This window comes from Staphylococcus sp. MZ3 (assembly GCF_018622755.1).
Lineage (GTDB): Bacteria > Bacillota > Bacilli > Staphylococcales > Staphylococcaceae > Staphylococcus > Staphylococcus aureus.
Genome location: NZ_CP076026.1, coordinates 904874 through 917958, shown reverse-complemented (window position 1 = coordinate 917958; position 13085 = coordinate 904874). Strand labels below are relative to the sequence as shown.

General features: G+C 33.1%; 14 protein-coding genes and 1 pseudogene. 2 read left to right on the top strand and 13 right to left on the bottom strand.

Annotated elements, in window-relative coordinates; translation table 11 throughout:
* The first annotated feature begins 81 nt into the window (after positions 1-81).
* Positions 82-348, top strand: coding sequence for a DUF3055 domain-containing protein (locus tag KI230_RS04485; protein ID WP_000566649.1), 267 nt, complete (start codon positions 82-84; stop codon positions 346-348).
* A 78-nt stretch (positions 349-426) separates the two neighbouring features.
* Here the strand turns inward: KI230_RS04485 and KI230_RS04480 are convergent, their stop codons facing one another.
* The 7 genes from KI230_RS04480 to KI230_RS04450 all read right to left on the bottom strand — a co-directional run bounded on the left by KI230_RS04480 (position 427) and on the right by KI230_RS04450 (position 7383).
* The gene (locus KI230_RS04480) at positions 427-810 is read right to left on the bottom strand and encodes a YutD family protein (protein ID WP_000598444.1); all 384 of its coding nucleotides are present in this window, start codon (positions 808-810) and stop codon (positions 427-429) included.
* Positions 811-939: 129 nt separating this feature from the next.
* Complete coding sequence (lipA, locus tag KI230_RS04475) at positions 940-1857, bottom strand: lipoyl synthase (RefSeq protein ID WP_000201875.1); 918 nt, start codon at positions 1855-1857, stop codon at positions 940-942.
* Positions 1858-1940: 83 nt separating this feature from the next.
* Positions 1941-3260 carry a bifunctional metallophosphatase/5'-nucleotidase gene (locus KI230_RS04470; protein ID WP_214958331.1) on the bottom strand — a complete coding sequence of 440 codons (1320 nt, stop codon included), beginning with the start codon at positions 3258-3260 and terminating at the stop codon, positions 1941-1943.
* Between the two features lie 26 nt (positions 3261-3286).
* Entirely contained in the window at positions 3287-4114 is an 828-nt protein-coding gene (locus tag KI230_RS04465; RefSeq protein ID WP_045178103.1) for a sulfite exporter TauE/SafE family protein, read from the bottom strand.
* Positions 4115-4126: 12 nt separating this feature from the next.
* Entirely contained in the window at positions 4127-4975 is an 849-nt protein-coding gene (locus tag KI230_RS04460) for a DUF72 domain-containing protein (RefSeq protein WP_000608127.1), read from the bottom strand.
* A gap of 286 nt (positions 4976-5261) precedes the next feature.
* On the bottom strand, positions 5262-6329 hold the full coding sequence (locus KI230_RS04455) for an NAD(P)H-dependent flavin oxidoreductase (protein WP_045178104.1): 1068 nt from the start codon (positions 6327-6329) through the stop codon (positions 5262-5264).
* A gap of 13 nt (positions 6330-6342) precedes the next feature.
* Entirely contained in the window at positions 6343-7383 is a 1041-nt protein-coding gene (locus tag KI230_RS04450; RefSeq protein WP_045178105.1) for a hemolysin family protein, read from the bottom strand.
* Between the two features lie 364 nt (positions 7384-7747).
* Here KI230_RS04450 and KI230_RS04445 point away from each other — a divergent pair.
* Positions 7748-8062, top strand: a pseudogene (locus KI230_RS04445) (hypothetical protein).
* A gap of 5 nt (positions 8063-8067) precedes the next feature.
* On the opposite strand, the gene KI230_RS04440 reads toward KI230_RS04445, so the two are convergent.
* From KI230_RS04440 to KI230_RS04415, 6 genes are all read right to left on the bottom strand, one after another.
* Entirely contained in the window at positions 8068-8205 is a 138-nt protein-coding gene (locus tag KI230_RS04440; RefSeq protein ID WP_001790198.1) for a chorismate mutase, read from the bottom strand.
* A gap of 531 nt (positions 8206-8736) precedes the next feature.
* Positions 8737-9579 carry an exfoliative toxin A gene (gene eta, locus KI230_RS04435; RefSeq protein ID WP_001065781.1) on the bottom strand — a complete coding sequence of 281 codons (843 nt, stop codon included), beginning with the start codon at positions 9577-9579 and terminating at the stop codon, positions 8737-8739.
* Positions 9580-9703: 124 nt separating this feature from the next.
* On the bottom strand, positions 9704-11116 hold the full coding sequence (locus KI230_RS04430; RefSeq protein ID WP_001141515.1) for an N-acetylmuramoyl-L-alanine amidase: 1413 nt from the start codon (positions 11114-11116) through the stop codon (positions 9704-9706).
* On the bottom strand, positions 11103-11378 hold the full coding sequence (locus KI230_RS04425) for a phage holin (protein ID WP_000351121.1): 276 nt from the start codon (positions 11376-11378) through the stop codon (positions 11103-11105). Before KI230_RS04425 ends, KI230_RS04430 begins: the two co-directional genes overlap by 14 nt.
* A gap of 55 nt (positions 11379-11433) precedes the next feature.
* The gene (locus tag KI230_RS04420) at positions 11434-11829 is read right to left on the bottom strand and encodes a hypothetical protein (RefSeq protein ID WP_000398874.1); all 396 of its coding nucleotides are present in this window, start codon (positions 11827-11829) and stop codon (positions 11434-11436) included.
* 5 nt (positions 11830-11834) lie between these two features.
* The gene (locus KI230_RS04415) at positions 11835-13073 is read right to left on the bottom strand and encodes a BppU family phage baseplate upper protein (RefSeq protein WP_069990338.1); all 1239 of its coding nucleotides are present in this window, start codon (positions 13071-13073) and stop codon (positions 11835-11837) included.
* Positions 13074-13085 lie beyond the last annotated feature (12 nt).

Here is a 13085-nt window from a genome sequence, read left to right as displayed (position 1 = left end):
CTTATATATTATCATAATTTTGCAGTATACTTCATTTGTCGTTATACTAACTTTACTACTTTTAAAAGGAGTCGCTACAAAATGATTGATATGTATTTATATGATGACAACGAAGAGAGTCAAGTTCAGTTTGTTGGTTTTGTTGGCGAGCATAGTCGATATGATTTGATGTTAGTCCATACAAATAGACATTATGGTAAGACACTCGTACTTAATATGCAAACAAATAAATTCGGTATTATCGGTACTGATGATTTAAAAGAAGAAGGCTATATCGCTCATATTTTAGGTGTAAATGCTGAAGAAGGCGATGAAATTACTGAGTATTTAAATGAAGTCATTCATTAAAGATAAAAACCCCTAACTAGATTACAGGTCCATGCTTGAATTGCATGATTCCCATTTTCAATCTAGCTAAGGGTTTTATTAATGTTCAGTATCTTGAATGGTTGGCTTAATCTTCACATCTTGAAGTTTATTGTCGTCATCTATCACATCAGACGGATGAACTTCTTCGATTAACTTTTTAACCTCTTGTTTAGACAAATGTCTTAATACAAAGTAAGGACAACCAAAGTTACAATATTCAAATATGTAATCTTGAATATTTGAAAAACGTTTACTCATCTCTGCTTTTTTATTAGAATCTTTGTAAAAACCTTTTAATCGTAATTGATCGTAACCATAGTCACCAACAATGTAATCATATTTATCTAAAATATCTGAATACCTAGCAATAAATTGTTCTTCATTAAAACATTCGCGATAATTTTCTATTAATTCAAAGTAATGTTGATCTACTTTTATCAAATTCTTCACCTATCTATGACAATGAAAGGCTCAGTTTATACTTTTAGTGTTTCATAAAAATAATGATTACTTCTATGACACGTTCGTTTTGTACAAACTAAGCCTTTATGCCTTATTAATTGTTAAATATTAACTATTTAACTGTGCCTCACCTTGGCGTTGCTTTTCTTTAGCAGCTTCATTTACTTGCTCATCCGCATGATAAGAACTACGTACTAAAGGTCCAGCTTGGCAATGTTTAAACCCTTTATCCATTGCCACTTTTCTTAATTTACCAAACTCTAAAGGCGTGTAATATTTTTGAACCTTTAAATGTTTACGTGAAGGTTGTAAATATTGACCAATCGTTAAAATATCTACATCATTCGCACGTAAATCATCCATCGTTTCATAAATTTCTTCTATAGTTTCACCTAATCCAACCATAATACTTGATTTAGTTGGGATATCCGGTTGTAATTCTTTTGAACGACGTAAAAACTCTAATGTTCTGTCGTAAGTCGCACGCGCACGAACTCTCGGTGTTAAGCGACGAACAGTTTCAATATTATGGTTTAAAATGTCAGGTCTTGACGCCATTAATGTTTCTAACGCATCATAGTCCCCGCCCATATCTGATGGTAAAATTTCAATCGTTGTAAATGGATTTCTTTCTCTAACTTTACGTACTGTCTCAGCATAAACATTTGAACCAGCATCTCTTAAATCATCACGCGCAACAGCAGTGATAACAACGTGTTTCAAATTCATTAATTCAACTGATTCAGCTACACGTTCAGGCTCATTTAAATCAAGTTCATTAGGTAAACCTGTCTTAACCGCACAAAAACGACAAGCTCTTGTACATACGGCACCTAAAATCATAAATGTCGCTGTACGACGTGCACCCCAACATTCATGTATATTAGGACATTTAGCTTCTTCACATACAGTATTAAGATTTTTTTCCCTCATCATCTTCTTAAGTCCTGTATAGTTTTCGTTGGTATTTAATTTTATTTTCAACCAATCCGGTTTACGTAATATTTCCTCGTTTTTTGTCGCCATAACAACACATACCCTCCTGTTAAGTGTATCTTTAAACATTATATCGAAATTCATGACAAATGAAAATCTAATAATCTTACTTTTTAATATTCCAATAATTTTTCTTTAAATATATCTCTTAAAAACTCTGGCATTAAATACTCTTTTGGTAATTCTTTCAATGTTGGGAAATAACGACCGAACGTATACATATCTATCGTACCTAGTACATATTCTTTGTCGTCTTCGATTTCTTCTCCATTCAGATAGTAACGCCCTGTAGAATGAATGTACCCTAAATTATAAAGAATATATCCTCCAAATATATTCCCTCTGAAACCCAAACCTTGTGCATGTTCATACATATATTCTTGTTTATTACTTTTAGCTATAATCTCTTTTAATTTCATACCAGAAAGTCTAACCCTTACCATATTAATCGGATGCGGTAACATTTGATGAATGTCATATTCTGTCACTTCATCTTTTACAATATCTTTAACGAGTAAGCCAGCATTGATGATGGCACATTGTGCATGTGTATACTCACAAACACTTTGAGCTAATAAGTATGCAGCTTCAGTTATGTGATTCATACTACGCTTAAGCACTACTGGATGTTGAATTACTGAATTGGACATTAACATTTTTCCTTCTTCTTCAAATGAAGTTTCAACTTCAGGTAATGTTTCTAAAGGAATAATCTTTGCAGTTTTATGTACTACTTTATGTGCCTCAAAAGTTAAATTAACCTCTCCAAGATAATTACCATACTTTCCAGCTGCCGCCATCAGTACACCATTATTGATTTCACCATGTTCAAAATAATGATGCGTATGACTACCAAAAATGACATCAATTTCAGGCAATTCTTGGCATAATGTTTCATCGAAGAAAATGCCACAATGACTTAGCACGATTAATACATCAAATTTACCTCGTTGAAGTTCAATTTCTTCTTTTATAGATTCAAGTGGATCGGTAACAATCCAATTTAGTGCACGATAAAATGGGGTAAAAGGTGCTGTCGCTGCAACGAATAGTATTTTCACACCGTCTATATCCTTAATATAAGAAGAAACGATATTATTTGGTAAATGACCTGATTCATCTATAACATTGCTACATGTCACAATAAATTTTGCTTCGTCGTAAAGGTGATTTAAAGCTTCGTGTGAAATGGTCATCCCTTCATTATTACCGATTGTTGCAACATCACATTTTGCTTCATTTAGTAATGCCACATTCTTTTTACCTAAAGTTGCTTCAGTTATAGGTGCGGATAAATCTACATGATCACCTAGATCAACATATAAAGAAGGATGATTAAGTCGTGGCCGTTGTTCTGCCATATATGCTTTAATGCGTTCGTATTCATGTAAATGACTATGAATATCGTTCGTATGATAAATTGTAAGCCTCAAATTGACGTCCTCCTTTTAAAGTTGTATTAAATCAACGCACGAATAATTAAATATATACCCATTAACAACATTACTGTTCTCAATAATGTCACTACCGTATCTGACTTAATTGATTGATTCACTTTGACACCGATTTTCGCACCAACATAACTAGATATAATTAAAATGATTGCATAACCCCAAGCTACGTGACCTTGAGCAATGTGCCCTATAGAACTCATGACACTTGAAAAGAAAATCATCATCATACTTGTTCCAACAGCTACATGAGGTGGAAATCTAAATACAATAAGCATTAGTGGCGTCATAAGTGCGCCACCTCCAATACCAAATAAACCTGTCAAAATACCAATTAAAAATGTAGTAACAAAAGCGAATAAAGGCGGTACACTATAATGATATGTTTTACCTTTAGCATCTACATAAGTCTTTTCATACTTGGGTTTATCGAAAATTTTAAACGGTTTAATCTTATTTCTTACCATTAATAAAATGGCTACGAAAATTAAAAAGATACCAAAATATAAATTAAATGACTCAAATGTTAAATATCTACTAATGAAGGACCCAAGCAATGAACCTGGTAATAGTCCAAATAAAAAGACGGAACCATTTTTAATATCAACTTGTTTTGTTTTTAGATATCCAAGTGATGAAGAAAGTCCTGTCACAATTAGAATGACTGAAGACGTCCCTATCGCTACTTGTGTTGTAATATTATGTAGTAATCCATGTTCAACACCGAGGTAAACCATTGTTGGAACGATAATAATACCGCCTCCAATGCCTACGATTGACCCTATAATCGCTGACAAACCTCCGATTAAAACTAATAATGTAATTGTTAATAACATAGTCGTCGCCTCTTAAAATAATTTTAATTGTTGTGGTGCTAACCCTTCATATTCTATATTCAATAATCGCTGATATGTTTTGGCATTATTTGCTGCATGACCACCAGAATTATTGTTAAATATGACGTAAACTTTCTTAGCTTTTTGTGCTAATATTTGTGCCTTTTGTGCCAAGTCTATTAATTCTTGTTCATTATAATCATATAAATAGCGCACATCTCGCCATTCTTGATCTGACATATCTTTCTTAGTCCAACCGTAATGATTACGTCCATGATAACGTACAAACGCAATTTCATTTGTGATTCGATTGACTAAAGGTACACTGCCATCTTTCACTTGTGGTTCATCAACTACTGCATGAATGATTTGATGTTCTGTTAAAAATGCCAATGTTTGTTCTTTAAATGCATCACTAAACCATGATTGATGCCTAAATTCTACACATATTGGAAATGCTTGTAATTGCTGTCTTACATACAAAATATATTTGATATTTTGTGCATTGCAGTCAAACCATGGCGGAAATTGAACCAATACCATTGCTAATTTTTTCTGTGTATGTAAGGGCTCTAACATATTCTTAAATTGATCAAATAGTTCTTGCCTTGTATCTGCAAATGTTTTGTAGTCTGCATGCAATGTGAGTGCTTGATGAATTTTGACCACAAATTCAAATGTATCAGGCGTTTCTTTTATCCATTTCAATATATTTCTTTCCGGTTGTATCGCATAGTATGTCGCATCTAATTCGACAACCGGAAAATGTCCAGCATATGTTTTAAGTTTATCGGTTTGGCGTTCTAAATCTTCATATAATGAATAGTGATCACCCCAACCTGTTAATCCGATGTTTATCATATATATCACCAATGTCATCATACCATATAACTTTTATCATAATCATTTCAGCGAACTTTAATTTGATGATTTCGCTTGATTATAATCATTTCAGCGAACCTTCGTTTGATTATAATCATTTCAGTGAACTTTCGTTTGATGATTTCGTTTAACTATAATCATTTCGGTGACCTTTAGGTTGATGATTTCGTTTGATTAGATTGGTAAAATAGAAACGCAATCCACAAAAATGGCAAGCACTAAAATAATGTTTGGGGGTGCTTGTGCTTTTGTGGATTGCGGTCGATTATTTATATTGCATGATTTGATTAATTTGATTGATTATATTGGACATGATGGTGTTGGCGGGATGCGTTGTTGCTAGTCGCGGGCTTTGTCCACTCCACATATGTGTTAACTCTTTGTCGCCGATGTTTGCTGCGGCTTTTCTTATGCTACTTGTTAGCTCATTTTGTATTGGATAATCTGGGATCTCGCCTTCGTATTGGGACATTTCTTCGATAAACCTATTGTTGATACCGCGTGCAAGCTTTCCACTAAACGCTTTTGTAATGACTGTATCTGTTTCTTTACTATTTATAATTGCATCTCGCAGTAGTTCTGATGCATTACTGTCTTGTGATGTTAAAAATGCGGTGCCCATTTGTACCCCTTCTGCACCTAAGACAATACTTGCCAAAACTCCTCTACCGTCCATAATTCCACCAGCGGCAATGACCGGAATTGAAACGACATCTACAATTTGTGGCACTAAAGATATTGTTCCAACCATAGGTAATTGATTTTTAGGTTTTAAAAATGAACCACGATGTCCACCTGCTTCACTACCTTGAGCAACGATAGCATCCATACCCGCTTTTTCATTCGCAATAGCTTCATCAACACTTGTTGCCGTACCTATTAGCTTAATGTTTGATTCTTTCAATCTTTTTATAATAGATTCATTTGGAATTCCAAAAGTAAAACAACATACAGGCACTTGCTTTTTAATTATCGTATCAATATGACATTTAAATTGTTGTTCTTCGGTAATTTTTACAACCGGCTCTTCTAAATGTAATGCGCGTCGATAAGGTTTTAACCATGCATTCATATTTTCAATTTGACTACTGGTATATGATTGTTGACTTGGTACAAAGACATTTACACCAAAAGAGTTTGACGTTAATTGGCGTACATAATCTATTTCGTCTTCTAATTGCTGCGTATTAAAGTAACCTGCGCCTATTGTGCCTAATCCACCACTGTTACTTACTGATGCAACTAATTTCGGTGTCGTACTTCCTGCCATACCTGCTTGTATAATTGGATATTCAATACTTAACATTTGAGTAAGTCGATTCTTATTCCACATAGCTGTTCGCTCCTTATATAGATACGTTGCGATTTTTCCGTTGTTGAAATTGAATTTGCTGTTGAGAAAGTTTTTCTTTTTCCTTTTTATCCATCTCATCTTCAATTTCCATACCTAATAATTCTTCAATTAAGTCTTCATGTGACACTATCGCTTCGGTACCACCAAATTCGTCCAACACAATTGCTAAATGTTTTCTAGAAATAGTCATCTTACGTAATACCCATTCAGCTTTATTGTGTTCATTCACAAATAATGGCTTAGCTGAATAGTTTGTAATTTGATCTTCTTTTTTATTACTCCAAGCCAACAGATATTTAGAATGAAACACCCCAATAATGTTATCAATATCTCCCTCGTACACTGGATATCTAGTGTATGGCTTATTCATAACCGTTTCATAAACTTCTTCGTATGTCGCATTTGAAGCAAATGCCGTCACATTAATTCTAGGTGTTGTATCTACATCTTTTACTTTTAAATTTTCAAAATTAATGACACCTTCCAACCTACTCGTCTCAATTTCATTTAAAGCACCTTCATGTCCAGCAATTGCTAACATTGTTTTAAATTCTTCTTTTGAAAATTGATGTTCTTGAGGTTGACCCTTAGATAAACTTCGATTAATACTGTCCGTCAACTTATTTAAAAGTAATGTGATAGGGCGAAACACAATGACACAAATATTAATAATTGGATATACAAACCTTGTTATTTTATCTGGAAATGTTGCAGCGACAGACTTGGGAATCACTTCGGAAATCAAAATGATAACAACTGTTAAAACAGCTGATGCAATACCAACGCTAATCCCCCAACGTAAAGCCATAATTGTAACAAGTGTTGGTAATAAAATATTCGCGACATTATTCCCAATTAGAATCGTTGTAATAAACTCACTTGGTTTTTCAAGTAACTTTACAATGCCTTTTGCTTTTTTATCACCTTTGTCAGCTTCAGTTTTAAATTTTGTTTTATTGGCAGCCGTTAATGCCGTCTCACTTCCTGAAAAGAAAAACGAAATAAATATCAATATAATTATGGCAATGATCACGCGTGTAGTCTCCTTATTGTCATATCTTATTTTTATTGTAGTTACTTAATTCCCGACGTTCTCGTTTAATAAACCAGTTAAAATTCATTATATATAATAGTCTTAATAATGATAATTAATATGCATTTTTAGTTATGGTTACTTTAATGCATTCATTAGTAAAATGATGCTATAGTTCGAGCTGTTTGTTATTAATAAATTTACATAATGAAAAATTTTAACAAATTCAGTTTATGACATAGTTATAATGATTTGAAACCATTATAATGATAACAATAAGTTTCTCATAAATTTATTCTAATTATCTTTTAAATAACTTTAGACAAGTACTTGTTTATATCCAAATATAGAAAGAAGGATTAACATGTATTTTGTTTTAGCAATATTTACAATAATCAGTGCCAGTGTAAGTTTAGGTTATTCAATTCAAGCATGTGCATCTAGCCATAATATAAATGCATATTATGCACTTAGTCGAAGCTTACCTTTATTTTTATTAGCTATTTTTTCTTTAGTCATTCATAGTGCTATATTTTTGATAACTATATTCATTGCAATGATCTAAGTTCAATTTTTAGATGTTATTGTTGGCTATAAAAGTGAAGATGTCTTTAAAACTTATGGTCCATTAGCAACATCTGTAGTGAACTTAATATTATTAATAGTTTTCTTATTTTAACTCACTTATACAACGAATCTTAATCGAACTAATATCGAATTATCTAAAGAATATTTGATGTAGCTTTCAATTAATTTAATAAAGACCAGCACTCTAATGCCACAATCATGTTGTATTTGTGTTGTCGCTTTATCCACCATCAATGATTATTTTTTACACCAATCAAAAAATCGGACTGATATAAATAAGTACAAAGCTTATCTATCAATCCGATTTAGTTATAAAACAAAAAAAGCCACAGTAATGTGGCTTTTTGTTATATTCAGTATCAAAATGGTATCAATAGCCATTTTCGGAAGTTAAGAATGGCTTAACAACGCGGTTTAAAGCTATCCAATACTACCTTCCATTTCGATTGAAAAAACTAATTTTTAAGGTCTTATTTTTATAGAAACGTTGATTTAATGCGATTTAAAATGAAGTTTTTTCTCTCGAAATTTTGAGGTTATTATTTTTTGGTATCAAAAATGGTATCATTTGTAGTTATTTTAGCTTCGCATATTAAAATAACCACACTCCTAAATTAATAGGTGGTGTAGTTTGATCATTTATAATATAACATAAAAAAACAACCACCCAGTAACTAGTATGGGTGGTTTAAATATGCAGTCAGCTTCTTACTGCTATAAAATATAAGTTTTGTATAAAACATCCACGGATTTTTATTTTATTTATTACTCATTTTTCTCGTTTATAATGCGCTTGACATAATTCCCAATACCAACACCATAATTTATTTGATGCTCTCTATCAAGATGAGACACTTTGCTAGAATGTATACCAACTAATTCTCCATTTGAATTAAATATACCTGATCCAGAATTTCCCGGAACTGTAAATCCATAGTATCTTAATCCTCTTGATAAAGTTGTTAACTCAATTTCACTTCTGTGCATTTGGTTAACTTTATGATCGAATGGATAGCCTATTAATTCGAGTTTGTCTCCATCTTTTAAATCATTAGATGTCCCTATTTTTGCTGGCGATATTTTATCGCCTAATGAAACACCGTTTTGATCTGGTTTTAATCTGATTAATGCTAAATCAACACCTGCACCAAATGGTTCTTGTAATATTTCTTTGACTTCATACTCTCCATATGGTGTTTCAGTATTACCGTTATCATCTGTATTTATAGAAGGTCTAAAAGATACTTTAGATGGATCTCCATTAGCAAATTTAGCGATATGTCTATTTGTTAGAACTGTATTTTTTCCAATTAACACACCAGTTGCACTTGTTTGTCCTTTTACAAAAACATTACCTATAGTATTATATGGATACTTTTGTCTATCTTTTTCATCAACTTTACTAAAAAGCTCTTTTGGTAAATTAAATGCATTGACACCATAGTACTTATTCCATTTCTCTTCATGTTTTTTTATTTCTTCTGCTGAAACTTCTGCTTTTGCATGGTTTTTTTGCATCAGTTCGTCTTGAATAACAAATGCACTAGCTCCTACAGTAAATAGAGATAAAGACAATAAAACTTTAGAAATAATTTTACTATTATTCATTATTAATCATCCTAACATTTGTGTTTTTTAATGTATTCGAATACATTAAAAATTATATAACGTTTCTATTGCAAAACAAATTATTTTTATTAACTTTTAATTAACTAAACATTAAATGCGTTTGTTAATTCCACTCAATAGTTCCCCAATATTTTTCATTTTTAATCTTTTGTTCCTTGTCAGTGATTCTACATACTGCACAAAAAAAATCGTTAGTACTAGAGCCCTCACGTTGATATTTGAATCTAATCCACCAGTAGCCATCTTTTTTAATTACTTGATCGAATTTTACCCAATCATCTTTTGTGTATAGCCATGAATCTTCTTCAACGACTGTGCCGGTTAATCCGGGTGTTTTTCTGACTCTTATAGCTTTTTCTGGATTAGGATAAAATACGCCTTTCCAATTCCATGTGATTTTGTCAGCGCTTGGCTTACTACTTGGCGCATCAATTTGTCTGCCGTTAATGGCTTCAGCAATCCGCTTCGTGAAGCTGTCTAAATTATTTTTAATGTAGTTTAAATCTTTCATTGATGTGATAAAACCTAATTCGATTAAACGATAATTAAGATTAAGTTCAGCGGACACGTTAGCGTTCAATAAATCCCCTCTAGGTGTCACACCTCTTATTTTTCCTACTGTTTTATCTAATGCGCTACTTAATGCCTTGTCAATGTCATCAGCTGGGAAACGGTCGCTAATGATTACATGCCCGCCACTTGCTTGTGGACTAGCAGAATCTAAATGAAACTCTATGATTGCATCCGGTTTGACTTCGTTTTTAATCCAGTACATGCCATAATCTTTATAGTTTCCAACACGTTGACCGTATAACGTATCTTGATATAAATCTTGATTCATTGAGTTGCCACCGTATAACAATACTGTGTTACCTACTGACTCAAGATGCTTTTTCACTCTAGGGATAATATTTTTACGGTTGAAATCTCTTTCGTTTTCTCCGTTCGCAACGGCACCTGGGTCGTTAGAGTATGCGCCAATACCATGACCAGCTACAAGCATGATTTTTTTACCTTTTGATAACTTATCTTGTTTAACTGGCGTTACTGCGCTTCTTATTTTATTAGCGGTCGTTTCTTTTGCGTAGAATGGACGAATGAACCACATAGGGAAGTCGTAGCCGTGTGTGCGTCTTGTAGTAACTTCTGGTGGACTCCAGTAAGCACCGCCTAGCCAGTTCTGCTCTAAAATAGTTATAGAATCTAACGTAGCGCTTATTACGATACCTACGTGACCATAACCACCGCCATAGTTACGGTTAAAAATAACGACGTCGCCAGGCAATGCTTGAAACGACACAGTATTTTCATAAACGGTTGCCTCGTTAGTGAAATCATTCCATGTAGGAATGTCAGCAGCGCCCACACCTTTCAACCTGTGATTAAATAAATATAGCCAATATTGGTTAGCAGTATCGAAGCATTGACATCCAAACGCATTGTCTGGATTCCACGCCTTACCTTCTAAACTTTTAAGATAACTAATAGCTTGACTGTATGTTCTAACCGACGGCATTATTATCATCTCCGTTCACTTTAGGTGCGCCACCAGTTGACTGAATGCCAGCTTTTACTTCATAGATTTTTTGTTGTCCCTTCTTAGATGCGTGAGTAAAGTTGTTGTTTTTCCACCACGTCCAAGTTGAAACAATCCCAGTAACGACTGTGCTTATAAACACTTCGTCAACTGGGATTGGAGAAATATGTTTGATTGCTAAAAACTGATTGATCCATGCGACTATTAATAAAATTGTTCTTACGATTGTACCGATATCCATTTGTTTGCTCCTTTTATCCAAAATAAAAAACGACTAAAAAATTAGTCGTTTAAAATTATTCAATGGTCAATGTCGGAGATCCTGAATAAACATCACTTATAGTGACATACAACGTCCCTGAAGGATTACTAAAGTTGATATTTTTACTTGCAACTCCGCTATTGACTCCTGATATTCCTAATTCACTTGACCCTAAATTAGTTTGCGAAATCCTCATTATACCGCTACGTACATTTTCTATTGTCACCTGATAACTTTTATTAGGTTCAACTCCATTTATTGTCCATTTTGCTGTTGAATCTTCTATGCTATCCGGATATTTATTTTTAGGTAAGGGTTTTATTACAAAAGATGAAGGCTTTTTCCATACTTGGATATTTCCAGCATATACTTTTGTATATTCTTCGCCTTCGTAAATAAGCTTCTTTACATTTTTAAAATTACCTTCCATAAAAATCACCCCTTAATTAAATAAAGTGTATTAGGGTCTTTTTGATACAAATAATTATATTCTGTTTCACTGCCTGTCCAAATATTCAGTGACGGCTGCGAAGAACCGATAGGTTGATAAAGTTTATCTGCTTCCTCTTTTGTAAAAGCATTTGATGATAAAAGATAACGTTCATCATGACTGTGATTTATGTCTGATTTTTTTGATAAAGCATTTTCTAATCCTTCAATCTGTTTGATTGTATGACTATGATTTTTATCTGCATACAAACTGTTTAATGATTGCTTGAATCTCTCAAAATCTTCTGTACTAACTTTTGAGCCAATCTGTTGCAATACACTTTCTGAAATAGAGTTGTTTTGTATTGCTTCTGCTAATTCTCTTAATGTATTCATAGATTCAGGTGCGCTATCAACTAGTTCAGCAATTTTTGAATCCGTATACGTTTTAGAGTCGTTGAGAGTTGTATCTTTGATTTTTTCAACTTCTTGCAATTTATTTTCTAACCCTTCAACATTTGCGATATTGATTTTGTCCAATAACTCAGGTTCTGCTTTGATATCTGTATCTTTACCATCAATTTGCCACATTTTAGTGTCAGGATTGATTGATACTACAGTACCGTTTTTACCGGGTGTGCCTTGTTCTCCCTTTTTACCTGTATCACCTTTCGCACCAGGTTGTCCCGGTTCGCCTTTATCACCTTTCGCACCTTTAAATCTACTTTCATTCTTTTCGATGTAAGAAATGACATCTTTATCTATTTTCTCTTTAAAGTCTTTGCTCAATAAATCTGTCGCGTTATCTTTTAAAATTCTCGTAATAGCATCATCTACCAATTTAACATCGATTTCTTTTGCTACAGCAGATTCAATGCCACTATCAACGATATTGAAAGAAAAGTTCGCGACATGTATTTTTTCTTCTTCTTTCTCTAAAAACAGCTTACAACGAACATAACCAGCGTGTTTGATAACCTTTTTAGGTATCTTGTAGGTAATGAACCCTTTTACAACATCGTCGATAATAAGGGGCTCATTTTTGAATATAGAGCCATCTTCCATAAACAAATGCAATCTAGGTGTTAAGCCATGTGATTTTAGATCGATACGACCTTGTTTGTCATTGATACCTATTCTTATAGATGCTGTATTTTCATCTTCAGTGTAAAATCGACAGCCAATGTCACCTAAGTCAACACCATCATTTTTTATTCTCGTTTCAACATCTTTTATTTTGTACATTTATACACCTCT